This window comes from Pedobacter cryotolerans (genome assembly GCF_005116475.1).
In the GTDB taxonomy this organism is placed as follows: Bacteria; Bacteroidota; Bacteroidia; order Sphingobacteriales; family Sphingobacteriaceae; genus Pedobacter; species Pedobacter cryotolerans.
In genome coordinates this window covers 88,011-112,264 of the sequence record NZ_SWBO01000002.1, presented here as the reverse complement: position 1 = coordinate 112,264, position 24,254 = coordinate 88,011, and the positions used below count along the sequence as shown (strand labels likewise).

Genomic DNA, 24,254 nt, shown 5'->3' with positions numbered 1-24,254 from the left:
CTTGCAATTGCTATACAGATATTATCCCGCTGATATAATTGAACCCTCCGTGTAATTTTCTAACCATAATAAGACATTGAAAACATAGGCTAGCACATTTTTTCATATACTAACTATGTGCCTATGTGTTTAATTTTTAATCTTCCGAATACTAATGGTGTCTCACTAGCCGAAATCATATATACAGATTAATGCTCTACGTACTCGACTTTAACTATATCGCCATAACTACTAACCTGATTATATTTATTAAGTATCTCGTAGTCACTTTTCGTTTCTACAACAACGGTATTGTCATTTCTCCAGTAAGTTTTTATGGGTAACTTTTCACCTAATGCTGCATAAATTGTTCCTGATCCACCTTTTAACTCAATTACAATATAGGTTAAAGCATGCTCACCGTTTTCACTATGTTGTATCAATAGCTTATTAACGCCATTCGGTGCAATAACTTCTTCTAACAACCAATCTTTACTATTTTCCTTATAAAACTGTTCGTAATCTTCATCAGCAACTGTCCAGCTTTTTTTACCTTGTATTATCAAATGGTAGCTTTCTGTAATCACTTCATCATCTTTACATAAATCATTCAAATAGGCTTAACGTTTACCTTGCAAATTTTTGAGAATGGCAATGTTGTCTTGTTCATTTGGGTTAGTAGAATAGGCTTTCATGTAATATTCTACTAAATAAACATCGTTATGATTTATGCTGCCTTTTTTAATGATAGGAAGAACATCATTCTTAAATTTTTCAAATATGTCGATATCGTAATTGGTCTTTTCTTTAATGTAGTTATTGTAACCTTGATCAAATCGACTTTTTAATAGGGAAATATGTAGATCAAGTCTTCGTTTAATCCGTTGTGATCTAGAGTTTTTGATATCCAATTCTGCTTGTTTAAGCTCCTGTAAATACCATTGTTTTGATGGACTAAAATCATCGAAAACCATATCTTGAGAATGGTATTCGAGCAAATAATTAAGCGTAGCGATTAATAATATTTTATTAAGTTCTCTTTCTTCTTTGCTGAAAGCCATTTTTGAATGATTTTTTTGAGTTAACTAAAAGCCCCTTCAGGAGTTGGGGGTTTACAATCCCAAAACCCCAATCCTTTGTTCAATTTTTTTAACGCATTTATTTGCTTCTGCTAAAATCTCTTCGTTTTTAATGTTTTTATTAATGTTTAAGGTGCTTAACATCGAGATGGTTAAACAAGCGATAATGCCATTGTTGCTGTGTTTTCCAATCGGAACAGAAATATCCGAAACTCCTTCAGCCAAATCGCTCGGTTTAATGTAAGATCCCGTGGCTTTTATATCTGCCAATGAAGCTAAAAATTCATCCCTTTTAGGCTTAGCATATTTTTTAAAGATTTGATTATTCTTTAAAATTGTACTTCTTTCGGCATCATTCATATAAGCCAACAAAACCTTGCCAGATGCTGTTAAAGGCAATGGAAATAAATTTCCTTCCTCAATAGAAAGCGCAATTGGCCCCGGACTTTTGGCATGTATAATTACCATTACTTGGTTCATATACAATATACTCAAATGGCAAGATTGTCGTACCGTATCAGCCAATTCCTCTAATGGAAATTGAGCTGCTTTTCGCAATTCATCAACAGGAGAGTGACGGTGAGAAAGGTAAAATAACTTTAAAGATAAACGATATTTTCCCGAAACTTCATCTCTTATAATGTAACCTCTGCTTTCTAAACTCATCAGCATTCGGTAAATCTCGTTAGGCGTTTTATCAATGCCAATAGCAATTTCCGACTGTGAAAGTGGAATAGACTGTGCTGAAAGATATTCTAAGATATCAAGACCTTTATCAAGAGCGGGTGCCTGATATTTTGATTCGTTTTCGTTCATTGTACCAAAAAGTTATAATTGTTACTTCTTCAAACATACAAAATGCTTATTAATTTCTTATTTTTCGTTAAAAGTAATTTTTTGGAGATAATAATTTTCATATTTAAAAAAATAATTTATATTTGAATTAATGCTTAATTGTATTTTGCATTAATAAATCAAATGTAAACCAATAACTTTTGTATCGCAGGGCGATTATATTTAGCTGAAGAGCTAATTTAATAATGATGAACAGATTTATAGCCGTTTTTGTATTGGTATTAAGCTCAATGGTAACTTACAGTCAGCAACTAAAAGTTGATGCACTAAGTTGCGAGTATAAATCAAATCCATTAGGCTTAGATATTCTACAACCAAAGTTAAGCTGGAAATTACAAGCTGAAAATAGGAATACATCACAAACGCACTTTCAGATTTTAGTTTCCGATAACTTAAAAGATCTACAAGCAAATAAAGGAAATGTTTGGGATAGCAAAAAAATAGCTTCAAACCAATCGGTAAATATTATTTATAGCGGAACTAAACTAATTTCTACTAAAAAATATTATTGGAAAGTAAAAGTTTGGGATAATCACAATCTTTCTGTTTGGAGTGAAACGGCTTATTGGCAAATGGGTTTATTAAGCAAAGCTGATTGGAAAAATGCACAATGGATTGCTTACGATAAAATTGCTGATAGCAATGTAAATATCCTTCCGGTAGATGGAAAGAAAGATACTTTTAAAGAAAATAATATTTTACCAATTTTCCGTAAAAGCGTTAATGTTATCAAAACCGTAAAATCTGCTACTTTATTTATTTCTGGTTTAGGGCATTTCGAATGTAGCTTAAACGGAAAAAAAGTAGGGGATGATTTTTTAGCACCTGGATGGACAAAATACGATAAGGAAGCATTATATGTAACTTACGATTTAACAAATTCAATTAAAACAGGAGAAAACGTTTTTGGTGTGATGTTAGGAAATGGTTTTTATTATATTCCACCAGTTTCTGGCAGATATAGAAAGTTAAAAGTTGCCTTTGGTTATCCGAAAATGATTTGCAGACTGGCAATTGAATATACAGATGGAACAAAAACTGATGTTGTTTCTAACTCAAGTTGGAAAACTGCTCCATCTCCAATTACATTTTCTAGCATTTTTGGCGGTGAGGATTACAATGCCAACTTAGAGCAAAAAGGATGGAATTTGCCAAAATTTAACGATAGCAATTGGAAATCAGCTTTGCCTGTTGATGGACCAGAACTAAACGCTCAAAAAGAAGAACCAATTCAAATTTTTGATCGCTTTGCGGCTAAAACAATAACTGAGGTTGCAAATAAGGATTGGATTTATGATTTTGGCCAAAATTCATCGGCCATTATTGAGTTAAAAGTTAGTGGTAAAAAAGGCGATACCATTAGAATTACGCCAGCAGAATTGTTAAAAGAAGATGGCTTGGTTACACAGAAAAACATAGGTGGCCCATCGTATTTTAATTACATTTTAAAAGGCGATGGTATAGAAACTTGGCGACCAAAATTTATGTACACAGGTTTTAGGTATTTACAAGTTAAAGGTGGTGTTCCGAAAGGAAAAAATAATCCTTCAAATAAAGCTGTAATAGAAGATTTAAAAGCTTTGCATATCCGCAATGCAGCAACAACAGTTGGAAGTTTTTCTAGTTCTAATGAGCTATTTAACCAAACTTTTGATTTGATCAATTGGTCTGTCAAAAGCAACATGATGAGCGTTTTTACCGATTGTCCGCACCGCGAAAAATTAGGTTGGTTAGAGCAACTGCATTTAATGGGTAGTTCTATTAGTTATAATTACGATGTCGCACCGCTATTTAAAAAAGCTTTGCAGGATATGAAAAACTCGCAAACTGCAGATGGTTTAATTCCTGAAATAGCGCCAGAATACGTGAAATTTGAATGGGGCGGAGATATGTTTCGCGATTCGCCCGAATGGGGAAGTAGCAGTATTTTGTTGCCTTGGTATTTGTACAAATGGTATGGAGATCAGCAAGCAATGGTAGATTATTACCCAATGATGCAACGCTACATCAGCTATTTAAAAACTAAAGCAAACAACCATATTTTGTCGCAAGGTTTGGGCGATTGGTACGATTTAGGTCCAAATGCGCCAGGTGTTTCGCAGTTAACACCAATGGGCGTTACCGGCACAGCCATTTATTACTACGATTTAAAAACATTGGCAAAAATTGCAACAAAAATTGGTAAAACTCAGGATGCTGAAACTTACGAAAAATTAGCTGTTGAAGTTAAAAAAGCATTTAATCATAAATTTTTTAATGCAGAAACTAAACAATATGCAAGTGGTAGCCAAACGGCTAATGCAATGGCTGTTTATTTAGGTTTAGTAAATGAAAAAGATAAAAAAGCAGTAGTTGAAAATATTATAAAGGATATTAGAAATAGAGACAACAGTTTAACAGCTGGTGATATCGGCTACAGGTATTTATTACGTGTTTTGGAAGATGAAGGAAGATCTGATGTGATTTTTGACATGAATAGCCGAGCTGATAAACCTGGCTACGGAATGCAATTGGCAAAAGGAGCAACCGCTTTAACCGAGAGCTGGGCAGCTTTAACAACCGTTTCTAACAATCATTTAATGTTAGGGCATTTAATGGAATGGTTTTACAGCGGCGTTGGTGGTATCAGACAAGATGAAGAATCCATCGCTTGGAATAAAATTAAAATTGAACCAGAAATTGTTGGCGATTTAACATCGGCAAATACGAGTTACAATTCGCCATACGGCACAATTGCTAGCAATTGGAAAAAAATTGGAAATGTTTTTGAATTGGAAGTAACTATCCCAGCAAATACAAATGCCGAAATTTATATTCCATTTAGAACAAATCAAACCTTAACTGAAAGTAATCAGAAAATTGAAAAATTTGGTTTAGAAACAAACAGGGCAATAGTTAAAATAGGATCTGGCACTTATTTATTTAAGGTACAATGATGAAAACAAAGCTGATTTTATTTATTCTTTCGCCTTGGTTCGTGTCTTCACGAAGCACATGTAGCATTTTACTTTTATTAGCGCCATGGTTTGTGTCCCCACGAACCACATATAGAATTCTTTCGCCTTGTTTCGTGTCTCCACGAACCAAATTGTCTATTCAAACCTTTGTTTTGATGCCTTGGTTCGTGTCTCCACGAACCAAGAACTTTAAATTACTTGCTCTAGCTTTTTTCCTGTTCTTTTATGTGCCAAATACAAATGCTCAACAAAAACAATCCGTTTCGCAAACTGAGATGGAAAGTATTTATCAGGAAGTAAAAACACCTTTTAAATACGGTTTGGTGATGGTGCCAAAAGACAATGAACATAAAATGGATTGCCCAACAATTTTTAGAAAAGGAAAATTTTGGTACATGACTTATCTAATTTACAGTGGTAGAGGTTACGAAACTTGGTTGGCAAAAAGTAAAGATTTATTGAATTGGGAAAATTTAGGCAAGCAACTTTCATTCGGTGATAATGGCAATTGGGATGATAACCAAAAAGCGGGTTACAATGCCTTAACCAGTACAAAATGGGGTGGAAACTACCAATTAAGTAAATATGATGGAAAATATTGGATGTCGTATTTTGGAGGTAAGGAAAAAGGTTATGAAACTGAGCCTTTATCAATTGGCATTGCTTACACTACTCAAAATCCGTGGTTTGCACACGAGTGGCCAAGAATAGCAAAACCAGTTTTAACTTCAGCAGATGCTGATGTAAGATGGTGGGAAAATAGAAATAAATTGTTTAAGAGTTCAATTATTGAAGATAAGGAGCGTTTAACAGGTCATCGCTTTGCGATGTATTACAATGCCGTTGGCGATTCTTTAAAAGACAATAAAAAAACGCGTTGGTACGAGCGTATCGGGATGGCAGTTTCTGATGACATGATAAACTGGAAAAGATTTCAAAAAGATCCTATTGTTCATCACCCAGTTGGGATAACAGGAGATGGTGTAATCCAAAAGATAGGGAAAAACTATGTGATGTTTTATTTTGGGGCTTTTTGGGAGGATAGAAAAGGAGCATTTAATCGTTTTGCCGCATCAAAAGATTTAGTTAATTGGACAGACTGGAATGGCGAAAACCTGATCCAATCATCAGAAAAGTACGATGAATTGTATGCACATAAATCTTTCGTGTTAAAACATAAGGGCATAGTTTATCACTTTTATTGTGCTGTTAATAAAAAAGATCAAAGAGGAATTGCTGTTGCAACTTCTAAAGATTTAGGGAAAAGTAAAGTAAATTTTGTAGGAGAGTAATTGGATGTTAAGAGTAAATATAAAATATAATTTTTTTATCTTTTTGATTTGTGCAGCTTTTGCTTCGGATCATTGCTTTGCTGCGAACCACACTTTTTCGTCATTGCGAGGAGGAACGACGAAGCAATCTATCTTGCAGAAAAGATTGCTTCTCCCGATGAAGGATCGGTATCGCAATGACGGAAATCGTAGCAGAGAAAGCTTTAACAAAGATTGGAAATTCTTTTTGGGCGATGAACCAAATGCAAAAAACACAGTTTTTAATGATGCCAACTGGCGAAAATTAACTTTACCTCACGATTGGAGTATTGAAGGTAAGTTTGATGAAAAAAATCCGGCTAAACCAGAAGGTGGTGGTTTACCAACCGGAATTGCTTGGTACAGAAAAGATTTTATTGCTCCTGCAAATTTTGAAAACAGAATTACCACCATCGAATTTGATGGCGTTTATAAAAATTCTGAAGTTTACATTAATGGCGTGTATTTAGGTAAGCGTCCTTTTGGTTATATTTCATTTAGCTATGAATTGAGCAAACATTTAAAACCTGGCAAAAACACTATCGCTGTAAAAGTTGATAACTCTGCACAACCTGATTCTCGATGGTACTCAGGTTCGGGAATTTATAGAAATGTTTGGTTAACATCAACAGCTAAAGTTGCTGTTGCACATTGGGGTTTAAGCGTAAATCCAGAACTTTCATCAGACCTTAACACAGTTGTTGTAAAAATTAATGCTAACATTTTTAATAGATCTAATAAAAGCCAAACAGTAACATTAGCTAATTCCATTTTCGATGAAGAAGGTAAACTGCTTAAAAAAGGGAATGCAATTAGTTTAAAATTAGATACTTCGAACAAAAATATATCGACTGAATTAAGCTTTAAAAATCCTATTTTGTGGTCGGTAGATAACCCAAAGCAATATAAGCTAGTCACCGAAATTTCTCTAAGAGGAAAAGTAATTGATCGTCAATTAACATTATTTGGTGTTCGTTCTTTCAATTTCGATGCGCAAAAAGGATTTTCATTAAACGGCAAATCCATGAAAATTCAAGGTGTTTGTTTGCACCATGATTTGGGTGCTTTAGGTGCTGCTGTAAATACCAGAGCAATGGAACGCCAGCTCGAAATCATGAAAAAAATGGGTGTAAATGCCATTAGAACAGCACACAATCCGCCAGCGCCAGAGTTTTTAGATTTGTGCGATAAAATGGGTTTTTTAGTAATTGATGAAGCTTTTGACATGTGGGCCAAAAGGAAAAACAAATTCGATTACCATCTAGATTTCCCTGAATGGCATAAAAGAGATTTAGAAGCAATGGTAAAACGCGATAGAAACCATCCATCTATCATTTTATGGAGCATTGGTAACGAAATTAGAGAGCAGTTTGATAGCATGGGTATTGCATTGACTAAAGAATTGGTGTCCATTGTCAAAAATTTGGATCAAACTCGTCAGGTTATCTCTGCTTTAACAGAAACCGTTGCAGCTAAAAACTTCATTTATCAAGCTGATGCTTTAGATATTTATGGCCTAAACTATAACCACAAAAAGTATAAAGATTTCCCTACAAACTATCCAAAAGTTAAGTTTTTAGGTACAGAAACTACATCAGCCTTGCAAACAAGAGGGTTTTACGATACAGCAGACACCATTCGCCGTTGGCCAAAAGATGGTAAAACTAAATTTACCGAAGGCAACAAAGAATTTGCCGCTTCTGCTTATGATAACGTTTCAGCCTATTGGGGATCAACACATGAAGAAACGTTAAAGGAAGCTAAAAAATACGATCATGTGTCTGGTATTTTTGTGTGGACAGGGTTTGATTATTTAGGTGAACCTTTGCCTTATCCATGGCCAGCCAGAAGTTCATATTTTGGGATTGTAGATTTGGCTGGCTTCCCTAAAGACAGTTATTATTTATACCAAAGTGAATGGACTGATAAACCAGTTTTACACATTTTGCCACATTGGAATTGGGAAAAAGGCAAATCTGTAGAAGTTTGGGCTTATTACAATAATGCCGATGAAGTTGAACTGTATTTAAACGGTAAATCGTTAGGTAAAAAAAGTAAACAGGGCGAAGAAATGCATGTAATGTGGAATGTGCCATTTGAGGCTGGAACTATAAAAGCTATTTCTCGCAAAAGCGGAAAAGATGTTTTGGTTAGAGAAGTTAAAACCGCAGGCGCTCCAGCTAAAATAGAATTAATTGCTGATCGTAAAAATATCAAAGCTGACGGTAAAGATTTATCTTTTCTCACGGTTCGAGTTTTAGATAAGGATGGAAATTTAGTGCCAAATGCCAATAATTTAGTGAATTTTAAAGTAGAAGGCGAAGGTTTTATTGCTGGAGTTGACAATGGTTATCAGGCAAGTTTAGAACCATTTAAAGCAAACTACCGAAAAGCATTTAATGGTTTGTGCTTGGCAATAATACAAGCTAAAGAAAAAGCAGGAACAATAAAAATTACAGCAACAGCTGATGGATTGCAAGGTTCATCGGTTTTGCTCACAACAAAATAGGGATTAGATCTATCGGTTGGTGTCTCACCGACCGAAATATATTTAAGATGCTTGGCGGAGACACCAACCATTAAATGAAAATTAAAAATGTTCGTGGAGACACGAACCATGGCTAAAAAATTAAAAAAATTAACCACATAGATGACATAGAAAAATTTAAAAACTATGTGGTAAAGACAAAATTATATTTAAGATGCTTGGCGGAGACACCAACTATTAAATGAAAATTAAAAATGTTCGTGGAGACACGAACCTTGGCTAAAAAATTAAAAAAATTAACCACATAGATGACATAGAAAAATCTAAAAACTATGTGCCTATGTGTTAAAAAAATAGAAAGTGAGCAAAAATATCATATTAAAAGGAATTACTTGGAACCACAGCAGGGGTTTGTTACCAATGGTAGCAACCGCTCAGCGATTTGCTGAGCTAAATCCTGGTGTAGAAATAACTTGGGAGAAAAGAAGTTTGCAGCAATTTGCAGATTTTTCTATTCAAGAATTAGCAGAGCGATTTGATTTACTGGTTATCGATCATCCTTGGGCGGGTTTTGCTTCAAAAACAAAATCAATTATCCCTCTGGATGAATATTTAACAACTCAATATTTAAAAGATCAAGAAATAAATTCTGTTGGTGCATCTTACGAGAGTTACAATTTCGATAATCATCAATGGGCATTACCAATTGATGCCGCCACCCCAGTAGCAAGTAGCAGACCAGATTTACTAGCAGAACACGGTTTATCATTGCCAAAATCATTTGATGATTTATTGGCATTGGCCGATAAAGGTTTAGTGGCTTTTGCTGGTATCCCGATAGATGTGCTGATGAATTTTTACACCTTATGCTGTTCTTTAGGCGAAGATCCTTGTCAAACAGATGATGAAGTGATCTCTCAAGAAACTGGCGTTAAAGCTTTGAAAATGTATCGCCAATTGGCAACAAAAATAGATGATGCTAACTTCAATAGAAATCCAATTCAGGTTTATGAAACAATGACAAAAAGTGATGATATAGCTTATTGTCCATTTGCATATGGTTATTCAAATTATTCAAGAAACGGCTATGCTCGTAAGCTTTTGCATTTTCACGATATGATTTCTTTAGATGGAAAAACCAATTTAAGAAGTACTTTAGGTGGAACTGGTTTAGCTATTTCATCTAAATGCGAAAATTTATCAATCGCAGTTGAGTATGCGAAATTTGTGGGTTCACCAACTTGCCAAGCTAGTTTGTATTTCGAAAGTGGTGGACAACCAGGACATTTAGCTGCTTGGAAAAACGATGAGGTAAACAGACAAAGTGCCAATTATTTTACCAATACTTTGCCAGCGCTAGAAAGAGCATTTCTTCGTCCACGTTACCATGGTTCTATGTTTTTTCAAGATCATGCTGGTGATGTGGTGCGAGATTATTTAATGAAAGGTGGAGATGAAAATGAAGTGCTTGCAGAAATTAATAAATTATATAAGGAATCTAAAACTTTAACAGTATCATGAACAGACCGTTAGAAGGAGTTTTGGTTTTAGAGTTTTGTCAGTTTTTAGCGGGGCCATCTGCTGGTTTAAAATTGGCAGATTTGGGCGCAAGGGTTATCAAAATTGAGCGACCAAAAACTGGAGATGCTTGTAGGCAATTGTCTATCAAAAATCTTTTTGTAGATGATGATAGCTTGCTTTTTCATACCATAAACCGCAATAAAGAAAGTTATGCAGCAGATTTAAAAAACGCTGATGACTTGCTGAAATTAAAAAAACTAATTAGCAAAGCTGATATTATGGTGCATAATTTCAGACCTGGTGTAATGGAAAAAATCGGATTGGATTATCCAGCAGTTCAAGCCATCAATCCTAAAATTATTTACGGAATGGTTACGGGTTACAGTAATGAAGGGCCTTGGAGAAACAAACCTGGTCAAGATTTGCTTGTTCAATCTGTTTCTGGTTTAGCTTTTTTATCGGGCAGCGCTGTAGATGGTCCTGTTCCATTTGGTTTATCAGTTTCTGATATTATGTGTGGCAACCATTTAGCGCAAGGTTTGATGGCTGCACTAATTAAAAGAGCAAAAACTAAAAAAAGTGTTTTAGTAGAAGTGAGTTTGCTTGAATCTATTTTAGATGTACAGTTTGAGGTTTTAACAACTTACTTAAATGATGGTGGGAAATTACCCGAACGCAGTACTGTAAAAGGCAGTGCCCATGCTTATTTAAGCGCACCTTATGGCATGTATCAAACTAAAAATGGTTACATTTCATTGGCCATGGGCGATTTAAATCAAATTTGTAACATTATAAACTGCGATATTTCTGATTTATATACAGAAGCAGATGATGCATTTGGAAATAGAGACCAATTGATTTTGCGACTGGGAGAAACCTTTAAACAACAAAATACCGAATATTGGTTGAATTTATTAGAGGCTGAGGGGATTTGGTGTGCAGCTGTGTTAAATTATCAGGAAGCAACCAATTTAGATGTTTACCAGCACCTAAAAATTGAGCAAACTTTAAATTTACCTAACGGGGAAAATATAAAAACAACTGTTAGTCCGATTAGATTGAACGGTGAAAAATTACTTTCAGCTAAATCGGCACCAGCATTGGGAATAAATACTGCTTCGATAGATTTGGAGTTTGAGTTAGGATAGTTTAATACTTTGTCAAATTTGGTAAGCACCATGCTATTAATTTGACAAAGTTGAATAAATAGAATTGGAAAATATTAGTTCGTGGAGACACGAACTAAGGCAAAAAGCTAAGGTACGTGTCTTCACGTACCTTTAAAAAATAAAATATGAGACCGCTTGAAGATTATTTAGTAATTGATTTTAGCCAGTTCCTTTCGGGGCCATCGGCAAGTTTGCGCTTGGCAGATATGGGCGCTCGTGTCATCAAAATCGAGCGATTAGGTGTTGGCGATATTTGCCGAACACTTTATACTTCAAACTTAATAATGAATGGCGAATCATCAGTTTTTCATGCCATTAACAGAAATAAAGAAAGTTTCGAAGTAGATTTAAAGAACGAATACGACTGCGAAATGGTTCGTGAGCTGCTTAAAAAAGCAGATGTAATGATTCATAATTTCAGGCCAGGTGTAATGCAACGTTTAGGATTTGATTATCAATCCGTTTCGGCAATTAATCCAACCATCATTTACGGAGAAATTTCTGGTTTTGGTAATGAAGAAAGTGAGTGGAAAAATAAGCCGGGTCAAGATTTACTCTTACAATCTGTTACCGGCTTAACAGCTTTAACAGGCAATGCCGATAGCGGTCCGGTTGCCATGGGTTTATCAATTGTAGATATGTTAACCGGTGCACATTTAGCTCAAGGTTTATTGGCAAGTTTATATCGCAGGGCGATAAATAATCAGGGCGCTTTTGTTCAAGTAAGCATGTTAGAATCAGCTTATGATTTCCAATTCGAAACCATTACTACTTTTATGAATGATGGCGGCGAGTTACCAAAAAGATCAGCAAAAAACAATGCCAATGCTTATTTAGGCGCTCCTTATGGAATTTACCAAACAAAAAATGGACATCTAGCCTTAGCCATGGGTTCTATTCCAGTATTGGGTAATTTATTGGGTTGTGTAGCAATTTCTGTTTACCAAGATGTTGCCGAAGCCTTCGATAAGCGTGATGAAATTAAAACCATTTTAGCTGATCACCTTTTAACGGAAACCACCGAAAAATGGCTTAGCATTTTAGAGCCAGCAGATATTTGGTGTGCCGATGTTTTAAACTGGAAACAGTTATTGGCGCATGATGGGTTTAAAGTTTTAGATATGATTCAAGAAGTAGAAATGCTCGATGGCTATAAATATGAAACCACACGTTGCCCAATTCGTATAGATGGCGAATTGTTAATTTCATCAAAAGGATCACCAAAATTAGGTCAGGACAATGAAAAAATAATTAAGGAATTTAATTTGAAAACCATTGCCAATGCCTAATTATACTGACACATTTAGAATTGCGGTTCGCAAATTTGCGCCATTTGAAAAGGCTATGCAGCTATTTTGGGATAAATATTGTCAGTTTTCTGGATGTAAATTGAAATTGGATATGGTGGTGATGGATTTACACGAACTTCACGAAGCTACATTAACGAATAAAGGTTTAGCCAATGGAGATTTTGATGTGGCGCATATCAATACCGATTGGATTTACGAAGGCTTTGTAAATAATGCTTTTGAAGTATTGAATGATAAGATAGAACAAAATCCGCCAACAAATTACCCAGAGGGATGGAGTAAATCTCTTTTAGGTTTACAAAATTTTGATGGTCAAATTGTAGGATTACCATTTCACGATGGGCCAGAATGTTTAATCTACAGAAAAGATCTTTTCGAAGATCAGCAGGAGCAAAAAAAATATCAAGCTAAATATGGCAGGGCTTTAAAAGTTCCACAAACTTGGGATGATTTTAAAAGTATTTCTGAATTTTTTCATCGCCCTGCGCAAAATTTATATGGAAGTATTTTTGCCTGCTACCCAGATGGCCACAATACCGTTTTTGATTTTTGCTTACAATTATGGACTCGCGGAGGAACTTTGCTTGATGAAAACGGAGCCATAAATATCAATACAACCGCAGCGGCAGAAGGATTGTCGTTTTACAGAAAATTTGTAAAGGATCAAAACTTGGTTCATCCAAATTCTGCTAATTTCGAATCGGTTGCTGCAGGTTTAGCATTTATGAATGGTGAAGCCGCCATGATGATCAACTGGTTTGGCTTTGCGGCTATGTGCGAAGTAGACGAAAACTCTAAAGTAAAAGGTAAAGTTGATATCGATTTATTACCAGCAAATATTGAAGAAAAATCAGCTTCGCTTAATGTGTATTGGTTATATACAATTGGTAAAGGAAGTAAAAATAAAGCAGTTGCTTATGATTTTCTTCGCTTTGTAACCAACCAACAAAACGATAAATTATTAACGCAAACGGGTGGTATTGGTTGTCGCATTTCTACATGGAATGATAAAGAAATTAACCAGCAAATTCCATTTTACCATAAATTGGATGCTTTACACGAAGTTGCAAATACATTACCTCAAAAAGAAAATTGGGCTAAAATAGCTACCGTAATTGATGAGATGGTTTTAAATGCAGTTAATTCAACTACAAAATCTGAAGATTTAGTGCAAATAGCGCAACAAAAAATTAATGAGTTAGAAAAATGAGTATCAATATAAAATATAAACCTGAGTTACCGCTAACTGAGCAGCCAATTATTGTTATTGGTGCTGGTGGAATTGTAACCGACGCTCATTTACCGGCTTACAAAATTGCTGGTTTTAAAGTGCATGGTATTGTAAATAGAACCAAAGCTCGTGCAGAAAAAGTAGCAGCAGATTTTGGTATTCCTAATGTTTACAATTCTGTTGCTGAAGCTGTTGAGTTAGCTCCTGCTAATGTGGTTTACGATTTAACGATAATGCCCGAGCAATACATCGAAACCTTAAATCAGTTACCAAATGGAAGTGCAGTTTTAATTCAAAAGCCAATGGGCGATGATTTTAAGCAAGCAAAAGAAATTTTAGAACTTTGCAGAGCGAAAAAATTAAAAGCTGCAATCAATTTTCAATTGCGGTATGCACCATTTGTGAGTGCCGCTAAATATTTAATTGATGCTGGACTAATTGGTGAGGTTTATGACATGGAAGTTCGGGTAACCATCAAAACACCTTGGGAGATTTTTCCTCACGTAATTGTACATCCTCGTTTAGAAATTCAATACCACAGCATCCATTATGTAGATTTGATTCGTTCATTTTTAGGTAATCCGATAAGTGTATTGGCAAAAACATTAAAACATCCAGCCAAGAATTTATCATCATCTCGTAGTACGATATTATTAGATTATGGTGACACTTTACACGCGGTTATCAATACCAACCACGATCATGATTTTGGAGCTAAACACCAAGAAAGCTACATTAAATGGGAGGGAACCAAAGGCGCAATTGTAGCAAAAATTGGTTTATTGATGGATTATCCGCATGGGGTGCCTGATGTGTTTGAATATTGTATGGTTGAAGAAGGCAAATCGCCCGAATGGCAAACGGTAAAATTAGAAGGTTCGTGGTTTCCGGAAGCTTTTATTGGCACAATGTCTAATTTAATGAGATTTATTGAAGGTTCAGATGAAGTTCTAAATACCAGTGTAGAAGATGTAATTGATACGATGGCGGTGGTAGAAAGTGCTTATCAATCGAGTGATAATGGTGGGGGGCCTATCCCTGTGTAAGCAAGTGAGATTGGGTTGGTAAGTGCTTCCCTTTCCAAAGGAAAGGGAAATCAAGTAATTGCTAAGAAATTAAACCTTTTTCCTCGGTTGGTGTCCTCACCAACCGAAACAAAATAAATAACAAGAGTTAATCTGGTGAGGACACCAGCCAAGGAATAAAAAATGTCATCCTAAGCTTGTTGAAGGAATTTTTTGATAAAGGTCTTCGACAGGCTCAGACTGACAAAATTTAAAAAGAATAAAGAATATGTATTTCAAATCAACATTTTTTGAAGATTACCAATTAAACGAAAAACGTGTAACCTTGGGCAGAACCATTACAGAAACTGATTTTGTAGTTCATGCTGGTCATACTGGAGATTTTTTTCCGCACCACATGGATGCAGCTTGGTGCGCTACACAGCCTTTTAAACAACGTATTGCCCACGGAACAATGATTTTTGCAATCGGCATTGGTTTAACGGCATCAGAGATTAATCCAGAAGCAATGTCTAAAGGTTATGATAAATTACGTTTTGTTAAACCAGTTTTTATTGGTGATACCATCCATTCTGAAGTAACCATATCAGAAATGGCAGAAAGTAAAAGACCAGAATATGGCACCGTAACCGAACATGTAGCAATTATTAACCAACATGGCGAAGTGGTTTTAGTATGCGACCATCTTTTAGTGGTTAAGAAGAAATAAAATAAACCAAACTTTAAGTCTCCGCCGCGGCGGAGATTTAGGGGTAATAAACCAAAATATGAACCACAGCAACCAACCCGAAATTATTACTGCCGATGAAAATTCATCAAGTAAGAAATATTTGTTACCTTTTATCTTAGTTATAAGTTTGTTTTTCCTATGGGGAATGGCCCATAACTTAGATTCTATTTTAATTCCACACCTTAAAAAAGCGTGTAATTTAAATAATAGTCAATCTACATTAATCGATACATCTGTTTTTTTAGCATACTTTTTAATGGCCATTCCGGCAGGAATGATTTTAAAAAGATTTGGCTATAAAGCAAGTATGATAACCGGTTTATTGGTTTTTGCTTGTGGAGCATTCTTATTTGTTCCTGCTGCAAATTCGCTTTCATATATTACATTTTTAATTGCGCTATTTATTATTGGATGTGGTTTAACAATATTAGAAACTTCGGCAAATCCTTATGCAGCCGTTTTAGGAGATCCTGCCAAATCTACCAATCGATTGAACTTAGCCGCCTCATTTAATGGTTTGGCTGCTATGATTGCACCAATTGTGGGTTCATTATTTATCTTATCAGGAAAATCTTATACACAAGAAGAATTATCAGCAATGCCAGATACAAGCAGAACAGCCTATTTTTTAGAAGAAGCCGCGGCTGTTAAAATGCCCTACATAATTTTAGGGTTAGTATTGGTAGCTATAGCGATATTATTTTATTTCAGTCGCTTACCAGAAGTAAAAACTAAAAGCACAGATGGCATTAATTCAATTCAAGGCAGTTTTTTCGGTGCTTTAAGACATAGTCATTTACGTTGGGCAGTGATTGCGCAATTTTTTTATGTAGGTGCTCAAGTGTGTGTAACTAGTTTTTTCATAAGGATGGCACAACAAGGTGGGGGATTTGATGAAAAAACTGCAGCATATTATTTAGCTATTTATGGTTTTCTATTTACTGTTGGTCGCTTTGCTGGTACAGCGATGTTGCAATTTATTAGTTCAAATAAATTATTGGCATTTTACGCTATGGCTTCTATTTTATTATGTGCTGTAGCCATTTTTGGCAATGGTGCCTATGTTGTTTATGCTTTAGGCGGGTTGGGATTTTTTATGTCAATTATGTTTCCAACTATTTTTGGATTAGGTATTCAAGGTATAGGCGAAGACACCAAGCCTGGCTCATCTTGGTTAATCATGTCTATTGTAGGTGGTGCAATTTTGCCTTATGCTATGGGAAGTTTGATTGACCATTATGGTGATAATATTCAAATTGGCTACAGTATTCCGCTGGTGTGTTATTTAATCATTCTTTATTTTGGTTTAAAAGGTTACAAAATCGCTCATAAATGATAAAAATTTACGTCATTGCGAGGAGGCACGACGAAGCAATCTTACAACTATAACTTGTTTGTCGCTTTAAGATTGCTTCGCAAAGCTCGCAATGACGATAAAATTAAAAAAATACAATGAAATCAACGTTTAGTAAAACACTTCTATTTCTTCTGTTTTGCATTTTTAGCATTCAGCTTAATGCGCAACAAAATGAGAATGCTAAACCTTGGGTGTTTTGGTATTGGGTGCAAGCTGGCGTATCAAAAAAAGCAATTACTGCTGATTTAGAGGCTATGAAAACTAATGGCATAGGTGGCGCTTACCTCATGACCATCAAAGGCGGAAAATCTTCCAATCCATCATTATATGAAAAACCAGTTGAACAATTAACGCCAGAATGGTGGGAAATGGTGAAGTTTGCCATGGATGAAGCCAAACGTTTGGACTTAAAACTTGGGATGCATGTAAGCGATGGTTTTGCCTTAGCTGGCGGCCCATGGATTACACCAGAATTATCAATGCAAAAGGTAGTTTCATCTAGGATAACTATCAATGCTTCAAATACTAAGATTAAATTACCTCAACCAGAAACTAAAGAAAATTATTACAAAGATATTGCGGTTTACGCCTATCCATCGCCGATAGGAATAAACCAATCTACACAAACTATTATTCCTAAAATTACTACCAGCAATGGTACGGATGCAAGTGGATTAATTAAGCCAGGCAACAAACAGAACTTTGGTTCGAGCGAGCCGCTTTATATGCAATATCAATTTGAAAAGCCATTTACTTGTAGAACAATTAAAATAAAAGTAAACGGCAATAATTACCAAGCTCAACGTTTAAAAATTGAAGTAAGTAATGATGGTAAAACTTTTCGTTCAATTGGCAGGTTAGAATCACCTCGTCATGGATGGCAAGATACAGATCAAGATGTAACACATTCCATTGTGCCAACAACGGCTAAATTTTTCCGTTTCGTGTACGATAAATCTGGCTCAGAGCCAGGATCTGAAGATTTGGATGCAGCAAAATGGAAGCCATCTTTAAAATTAGTAAACCTAGAATTGTTTGCTGAAGCCAGCATCAATCAATATGAAGGTAAAAATGGGTCGATTTGGCGTATTAGCAAAAGGACTACAAATGAGCAATTGCCTAGCAATTTATGTGTGCCGCTTAATAAAATCATTAACCTAACGGGAAAATTAAAAGCTGATGGTAGCTTAGATTGGAAAGCTCCAAAAGGAGAATGGACAGTTTTAAGAATTGGGCATACCTCAACTGGACATACCAATGCCACCGGTGGCGGAGGAATAGGGTTGGAGAGCGATAAATTTAATCCTACGGCAGTTAAATTGCAATTTGATAGTTGGTATGGCGAAGCTTTAAAACATGGCGGACCAGAAATTGCAGCTAAAGTGTTAAGCATTTTTCATGTGGATAGCTGGGAATGTGGAAGTCAGAACTGGTCATCGAATTTTAAAGCTGAGTTTTTAAAACGCCGTGGTTATGATTTAACCCCGTATTTACCAATTATGACAGGTTTGCCTGTTCAAAGTGCATCAGTATCTGAAAGTTTTTTGTATGACGTGCGTAAAACTATTTCTCAATTAGTAGTTGATAAATTTTACAAAACCTTATCGGCTTTGGCAAAAGAAAAAGGTGTGACTTTTACTGCTGAAAGCATTGCTCCAACCATGATGAGTGATGGTTTATTACATTACAAAACAGTTGATGTGCCGATGGGCGAATTTTGGTTAAACAGTCCAACTCACGATAAGCCAAACGATATGTTAGATGCAATTTCTGGCGCTCACATCTACGGCAAAAACATCATTCAAGCAGAGGCTTTTACTACGGTAAGAATGGACTGGAATGAAAGTCCGATGAATATGAAAACTTTACAAGACAGAAATTATGCCTTAGGTATTAACAAATTGTCTTACCATGTTTTTACACATAACCCTTGGATGGATAGAAAACCCGGAATGACCTTAGATGGTGTAGGTTTATACTTTCAACGCGATCAAACTTGGTGGAAAGCCAGTAAAGCTTGGGTAGATTATGCCACAAGAACACAAGAATTATTGCAACAAGGCAAACCCGTTGTAGATATTGCAGTTTTTACTGGAGAAGAATTACCTCGCCGCTCGGTTTTGCCTGATCGATTGGTGAGCACTTTACCGGGTTTGTTTGGCGAAGAAGTTATTGCAGCAGAAAAGAAAAGATTAGCAAATGTGGGTGAAACTTTACGTTCAATTCCATCAGGTGTTTCTCATTCAGCTAACATGGCCGATCCAGAGAATTGGGTAAATCCGTTACGTGGTTATGCTTACGATAGTTTTAATCCAGATGTATTAAGCACAGCAAAAGTTGTCAACAAAGAAGTTGTTTTTGAAAGTGGCGCAAGTTATAAGATTTTGGTAATTCCTGGTGACATGAAAATGAACCCAAATTATCAATATATGAGTTATCAAGTAGTAAAAAAATTAGTTGAATTGGTAAAATCAGGAGCAACAATTATTGTAGGAGAAAAACCATTATATCAGATTGGTTTACAAAAAGTTAGCGATGTTGAGTTTAATAAAGTTGTTAATGAGATTTGGGGTGGAGATTTTGATGTTCTAAAAAATGATGGTCATTCAATTTTATCTAAAAAATTAGGTTTAGGTAAAATAATTGAAGCGCCTTTTTTTGCTAGAGATTTTTCTGCGCTTGGAGTGGAAAAAGATTTAGAGGTTACTTATTTGCCGTCGGTAATTAGCTCTGTTTTTGTTCCAGCAAATGGGATTACTTATGCACACCGAGAAACTAGTTTAAAAGATTTATATTTTATCTCTAATCAACAAAATGAAGAAAGATTGTTAAAGTTTTCTTTCCGAATAAAAGACAAAATTCCGCAATTGTATAATCCAGTTACCAATGATACAACAGAATTAGGCCATTGGTCTATTAATAATGATAGAATAGAAGTTTCTTTAAAAATGCCAGCTAATGGCTCATTATTTATAATTTTTGAAAAACCAATTCTAATAAAACCTAAAAATGATAAAGGTAACTGGAAAGCTTTCAAATCTATTCAAAACCTCTCTACCGATTGGCAAGTTCAATTTAATCCCGAATACGGCGGGCCATCAGAACAGGTAGCGTTTAAAACTTTAACCGATTGGTCTTTAAATGCAGATAGCACTATCAAATATTATTCGGGTACAGCAACTTACAATAAAACCTTCAACTATGTTGGTGAAAATAAAGGCAAAGTTTGGATAGATCTTGGTGCTTTCTCTAGCATTGCTGAAGTAAAAATTAATGGAATTGATTGTGGGACTTTATGGACCGCTCCTTTTGAATTAGAAGTTAGCAAAGCTTTAAAACAAGGTGAAAATAAAATTGAAATACAAGTTAGCAATACTTGGGCTAATCGTTTAATTGGCGATAGTAAATTGCCTGTAGAAAAGCGAATTACAAATACAACCGCACCTTTTCGTTTAGAAGGAAAACCACTAAATCCTGCTGGTTTATTTGGGCCAGTTACACTTAAAATTGAGGAGAAATGATGATAAAAATAATTAAAAATTTGGTTGACCGATTTTCGTTTTTCGTTGCTCGTCTAAATCGCCATATCTTCGGGCATCTAACTTCCCAACTTTCCATCTTCCCAACTTCACAACTTTCGGTCTTCCGGTCTTTCGGACTAATTCTTCTATTCTCTCTAGCCATAACCTCCAAAGCCCAACAAAACGCTTTAACTAATAACTCCAATAGTCCGTATGCTAAATTAAAAAGTGTAGATATGGCAGCTGTAAAATGGACAAATGGTTTTTGGGCAGATCGTTTTAAAGTGGCAACCGAAACCATGGTGCCAAATATGTGGGCTATTTACAATGATCCGAAAATCAGCCATGCTTTTAAAAACTTTGAGATTGCTGCCGGATTAGATACAGGAAGACATAAAGGTCCGTCTTTTCACGATGGTGATTATTACAAAACCTTAGAAGCGATGGCAAGTTTATACGCTTCAACAGGCAATGTTAAACTGCTTGAAACCATGGATAAAGCCATCGCTGTAATTACCAAATCACAACGTGAAGATGGTTATATCTATACCAAAGCAATGATTGAGCAACGCAAAACCGGCTCAAACAACCAATTTCAAGATCGTTTAAGTTTCGAGGCATACAATATTGGGCATTTAATGACTGCCGCTTGTGTGCATTATCGTGCTACGGGAAAGACCAATTTATTGGATGTAGCCAAAAAAGCAACGGAGTATTTATATAAGTTCTACAAAACTGCTTCGCCAACTTTAGCGCGTAATGCCATTTGTCCATCTCATTACATGGGTACAATAGAAATGTACAGAACTACTAAGGAGCCTAGATATTTAGAGTTAGCCAAACATCTCATCGCAATTAAAGGTAAAATTGAGGATGGCACGGATGACAACCAAGATCGAATTCCGTTTTTGAAACAAATAAAAGCAACCGGACACGCAGTTAGGGCAAGTTATTTATATGCTGGAGTAGCCGATTTATATGCAGAAACTGGAAACGATAGTTTAATGAACTCTTTAAATTTGATGTGGAATGATGTAAGCAATCGAAAAATGTACATTACTGGCGGATTAGGCTCTTTATATGATGGCACATCGCCCGATGGCACTTCCTATAACCCAACCGAGGTTCAAAAAATTCATCAAGCCTTTGGTAGAGATTATCAATTGCCAAATTTTACCGCTCATAACGAAACTTGTGCTAACATTGGCAACGTACTTTGGAATTACAGAATGCTACAAATAACAGGTGATGCAAAATACGCCGATGTAATGGAACTAGCCTTATACAACAGCGTTTTATCTGGTATCAGCCTAAATGGCAAAAACTTTTTATACACCAACCCTTTGGCACAAAGCGATAATTTACCGTTTCAACAACGTTGGAGCAAAGATCGAGTACCGTACATCGGTTTATCAAATTGCTGTCCACCAAACGTGGTACGTACTATTGCCGAAGTAAGTAATTACGCCTACAGTACAACTGAAAAAGGCATTTGGTTTAATTTATATGGAGCAAATAACATCAAAACTCAACTGAGTGATGGTACTAAAATTAATCTCAATCAAGCCACAAATTACCCATGGGATGGAAATATAAAAGTAACGATAAACGAAACTGCTAAAAAAGCGTATGCTATGTTTTTCCGCATACCGGGATGGGCTTCCAATGCCAAAATAAACGTTAATGGCAAAGCTGTAGAGGTTGAGGTTAAATCGGGTTCTTATGCAGCGGTAAATAGAATTTGGAAAGCTGGCGATGTGATTGAATTGATTTTACCAATGGAAGCACAGCTGATTGAATCAAATCCGCTAGTTGAAGAGAACAGAAATCAAGTTGCCGTAAAAAGAGGGCCTGTTGTTTATTGTTTAGAGTCGAACGATTTTGAAGGTAAAAATATCTTCAATGCTGTCATTCCTTCATCAATAGCCCTAAAACCAACACCAATTACAATTGATGGTGCACAAATGATGAGTTTAGAAGGTACAGCAAAGCTGAGAGATAAAACAGATTGGAATAATGTTTTGTATCATCCAATCTCAAAAACAAATGAAAACACCGCAATTAAATTAGTTCCTTATTTTGCATGGGGTAACAGAGGTCATTCAGAAATGTCGGTTTGGTTGCCATTGAGTAGGTAAACTAATTTCAAATCGTCATTGCGAGGAGGAACGACGAAGCAATCTCCTCTAAGCATTAGCTTTGTACAATAATTAATAAAAAATGAAATTAAAACTTATTATATTTTTTTCTCTCGCAATATTTACCAATGCTTTTGCAAAGGTAAAACCAGCATCCATTTTTACTGATCACATGGTTTTGCAGCAACAAAGCAATGTGGCACTTTGGGGTTGGGCAAAACCATCTTCAAGTGTTAAAATTATCACATCGTGGAATAAAAAAACATATTCAGCAACGGCTGATGCCAAAGGAAAATTTAAAATAAAAGTAGTTACTCCCAAAGCTGGTGGTCCATTCCAAATCAGCTTTAACGATGGAGAATTATTGGTTTTAAACGATATTTTAATTGGCGAAGTTTGGTTTTGCGGAGGCCAATCTAATATGGAAATGCCAATGAAAGGTTTTAAATCTCAACCAATTATTGGTTCAAATGAAGCAATCCTAAAATCTAAAAATTCATATATTAGGATATATACCGTTCCTCGTTCATCAATTACTACCAAACAAGAAAACAGCAAACCATCAGATTGGAAAGCAGCAAGTCCAGAAACCATAGCTAATTTTAGTGCAACAGCTTATTATTTTGGTTCCTTATTAAATGAAATGTTAAATGTTCCTATCGGATTAATCAACGATAGTTATGGTGGTTCATCTATCGAAGCTTGGATGTCTGCAGAAGATTTGCAGGCTTTTCCAGAAATAAAAATCCCTAAACCTGCTGATACGATTAAAGAAGTAAGCAGAACGCCAACCACTTTATACAATGGAATGTTATATCCCGTTATTGGCTATGGTATTCGTGGTGCAATTTGGTATCAAGGCGAATCGAATTATGAGCGACCGACACAATATTTAGAGTTGTTTCCGCTAATGGTTTCGAATTGGAGAAAAGCTTGGGATATTGGTGAATTTCCGTTTTACTATGCACAAATTGCACCTTTTAATTATGCTTCCTTTCATGATAAACCTGCACCAGCGTACAATTCTGCTTATTTAAGAGATGCACAGCGTAAATCATTAGCAAAAATCGCAAACAGCGGTATGGCAGTTTTGATGGATGTAGGCGAATTTAAAAATATTCATCCCGCACATAAAAAACAAGGTGGTGAACGATTAGCTTATATAGCATTGGCTCAAACTTACGGCATTAAAGGTTTTGGTTTCGCTAGTCCAAATTACGAATCAATAACTATTGATGCAGACAAGGCAATTATCAAATTTCAAAATGTAGCCAATGGATTAACTTCCTTTGGTAAAGATTTAGCTTTATTTGAAATAGCTGGCGATGACCAAAAATTTTATCCTGCTAAGGCTGCAATAACTGGAAGTAGTGTAACAGTAACAGCTACAGAAGTAAAAAATCCTGTTGCAGTACGTTATGCCTTTAAAGATTTTGTAGTAGGCGATTTATTTGGTAACGATGGCTTGCCAGTATCATCATTTAGAACAGATAATTGGTAATTTAGCAAGATGAGTTTAACCATTAATAAAAAAAGAAGATCAATTGAGGGAGGTAAAAACTTATATTTCCTTAAATGCCTGAT

Annotated in this window: 16 protein-coding genes; 13 read left to right on the top strand and 3 right to left on the bottom strand. The window is 35.6% G+C overall.

The features are described 5' to 3' along the window. Positions 1-188: 188 nt before the first annotated feature. Genes FA045_RS03620 through FA045_RS03610 form a run of 3 tightly spaced genes read right to left on the bottom strand, consistent with a single transcriptional unit; the run spans position 189 to position 1,874 of the window. The gene (locus FA045_RS03620; protein ID WP_136874578.1) at positions 189-593 is read right to left on the bottom strand and encodes a hypothetical protein; all 405 of its coding nucleotides are present in this window, start codon (positions 591-593) and stop codon (positions 189-191) included. Positions 594-599: 6 nt separating this feature from the next. After that, positions 600-1,040, bottom strand: a complete 441-nt coding sequence (locus FA045_RS03615; RefSeq protein ID WP_136874576.1) for a hypothetical protein — start codon at positions 1,038-1,040, stop codon at positions 600-602. 51 nt (positions 1,041-1,091) lie between these two features. Beyond that, entirely contained in the window at positions 1,092-1,874 is a 783-nt protein-coding gene (locus tag FA045_RS03610; protein WP_136874574.1) for an IclR family transcriptional regulator, read from the bottom strand. Positions 1,875-2,098: 224 nt separating this feature from the next. Between FA045_RS03610 and FA045_RS03605 the strand changes: the two genes are divergently transcribed. The 13 genes from FA045_RS03605 (at position 2,099) to FA045_RS03545 (ending at position 24,171) form a co-directional block, all read left to right on the top strand. After that, complete coding sequence (locus FA045_RS03605; protein WP_225871262.1) at positions 2,099-4,849, top strand: family 78 glycoside hydrolase catalytic domain; 2,751 nt, start codon at positions 2,099-2,101, stop codon at positions 4,847-4,849. Then, a complete protein-coding gene (locus tag FA045_RS03600) occupies positions 4,846-6,162 on the top strand; it encodes a glycoside hydrolase family protein (protein ID WP_225871261.1) in 1,317 nt (438 codons plus the stop codon). The genes FA045_RS03605 and FA045_RS03600 overlap by 4 nt, the downstream gene beginning before the upstream one ends. Before the next feature lie 157 nt (positions 6,163-6,319). Then, a complete protein-coding gene (locus FA045_RS03595) occupies positions 6,320-8,689 on the top strand; it encodes a glycoside hydrolase family 2 TIM barrel-domain containing protein (protein WP_136874572.1) in 2,370 nt (789 codons plus the stop codon). A gap of 339 nt (positions 8,690-9,028) precedes the next feature. Then, positions 9,029-10,189: an ABC transporter substrate-binding protein gene (locus FA045_RS03590; protein WP_136874570.1), complete on the top strand. Its 1,161-nt coding sequence runs from the start codon at positions 9,029-9,031 to the stop codon at positions 10,187-10,189. Further along, positions 10,186-11,337, top strand: coding sequence for a CaiB/BaiF CoA transferase family protein (locus FA045_RS03585; protein WP_136874568.1), 1,152 nt, complete (start codon positions 10,186-10,188; stop codon positions 11,335-11,337). The genes FA045_RS03590 and FA045_RS03585 overlap by 4 nt, the downstream gene beginning before the upstream one ends. Before the next feature lie 146 nt (positions 11,338-11,483). Continuing rightward, the gene (locus FA045_RS03580) at positions 11,484-12,647 is read left to right on the top strand and encodes a CaiB/BaiF CoA transferase family protein (protein ID WP_136874566.1); all 1,164 of its coding nucleotides are present in this window, start codon (positions 11,484-11,486) and stop codon (positions 12,645-12,647) included. Further along, a complete protein-coding gene (locus tag FA045_RS03575; protein WP_136874564.1) occupies positions 12,640-13,878 on the top strand; it encodes an extracellular solute-binding protein in 1,239 nt (412 codons plus the stop codon). The genes FA045_RS03580 and FA045_RS03575 overlap by 8 nt, the downstream gene beginning before the upstream one ends. Further along, complete coding sequence (locus FA045_RS03570; RefSeq protein ID WP_136874562.1) at positions 13,875-14,945, top strand: Gfo/Idh/MocA family protein; 1,071 nt, start codon at positions 13,875-13,877, stop codon at positions 14,943-14,945. The genes FA045_RS03575 and FA045_RS03570 overlap by 4 nt, the downstream gene beginning before the upstream one ends. Before the next feature lie 247 nt (positions 14,946-15,192). After that, on the top strand, positions 15,193-15,633 hold the full coding sequence (locus FA045_RS03565) for a MaoC family dehydratase (protein ID WP_136874560.1): 441 nt from the start codon (positions 15,193-15,195) through the stop codon (positions 15,631-15,633). A gap of 58 nt (positions 15,634-15,691) precedes the next feature. After that, on the top strand, positions 15,692-16,990 hold the full coding sequence (gene fucP, locus FA045_RS03560; RefSeq protein ID WP_136874558.1) for an L-fucose:H+ symporter permease: 1,299 nt from the start codon (positions 15,692-15,694) through the stop codon (positions 16,988-16,990). 116 nt (positions 16,991-17,106) lie between these two features. Next, positions 17,107-20,532, top strand: a complete 3,426-nt coding sequence (locus FA045_RS03555) for a glycosyl hydrolase (protein WP_136874556.1) — start codon at positions 17,107-17,109, stop codon at positions 20,530-20,532. Continuing rightward, entirely contained in the window at positions 20,529-22,670 is a 2,142-nt protein-coding gene (locus FA045_RS03550) for an aceric acid hydrolase (RefSeq protein WP_225871260.1), read from the top strand. The genes FA045_RS03555 and FA045_RS03550 overlap by 4 nt, the downstream gene beginning before the upstream one ends. Before the next feature lie 82 nt (positions 22,671-22,752). Further along, positions 22,753-24,171: a sialate O-acetylesterase gene (locus tag FA045_RS03545; protein ID WP_136874554.1), complete on the top strand. Its 1,419-nt coding sequence runs from the start codon at positions 22,753-22,755 to the stop codon at positions 24,169-24,171. Positions 24,172-24,254 lie beyond the last annotated feature (83 nt).

Coding starts and splice junctions, on each gene's coding strand:
- FA045_RS03585 (WP_136874568.1), top strand. CDS start 10,186: ATGAACAGACCGTTAGAAGGAGTTTTGGTTTTAGAGTTTTGTCAGTTT.
- FA045_RS03550 (WP_225871260.1), top strand. CDS start 20,529: ATGATGATAAAAATAATTAAAAATTTGGTTGACCGATTTTCGTTTTTC.
- FA045_RS03575 (WP_136874564.1), top strand. CDS start 12,640: ATGCCTAATTATACTGACACATTTAGAATTGCGGTTCGCAAATTTGCG.
- fucP (WP_136874558.1), top strand. CDS start 15,692: ATGAACCACAGCAACCAACCCGAAATTATTACTGCCGATGAAAATTCA.
- FA045_RS03570 (WP_136874562.1), top strand. CDS start 13,875: ATGAGTATCAATATAAAATATAAACCTGAGTTACCGCTAACTGAGCAG.
- FA045_RS03580 (WP_136874566.1), top strand. CDS start 11,484: ATGAGACCGCTTGAAGATTATTTAGTAATTGATTTTAGCCAGTTCCTT.
- FA045_RS03610 (WP_136874574.1), bottom strand. CDS start 1,874: ATGAACGAAAACGAATCAAAATATCAGGCACCCGCTCTTGATAAAGGT.
- FA045_RS03615 (WP_136874576.1), bottom strand. CDS start 1,040: ATGGCTTTCAGCAAAGAAGAAAGAGAACTTAATAAAATATTATTAATC.
- FA045_RS03555 (WP_136874556.1), top strand. CDS start 17,107: ATGAAATCAACGTTTAGTAAAACACTTCTATTTCTTCTGTTTTGCATT.
- FA045_RS03565 (WP_136874560.1), top strand. CDS start 15,193: ATGTATTTCAAATCAACATTTTTTGAAGATTACCAATTAAACGAAAAA.
- FA045_RS03595 (WP_136874572.1), top strand. CDS start 6,320: ATGAAGGATCGGTATCGCAATGACGGAAATCGTAGCAGAGAAAGCTTT.
- FA045_RS03545 (WP_136874554.1), top strand. CDS start 22,753: ATGAAATTAAAACTTATTATATTTTTTTCTCTCGCAATATTTACCAAT.
- FA045_RS03605 (WP_225871262.1), top strand. CDS start 2,099: ATGATGAACAGATTTATAGCCGTTTTTGTATTGGTATTAAGCTCAATG.
- FA045_RS03600 (WP_225871261.1), top strand. CDS start 4,846: ATGATGAAAACAAAGCTGATTTTATTTATTCTTTCGCCTTGGTTCGTG.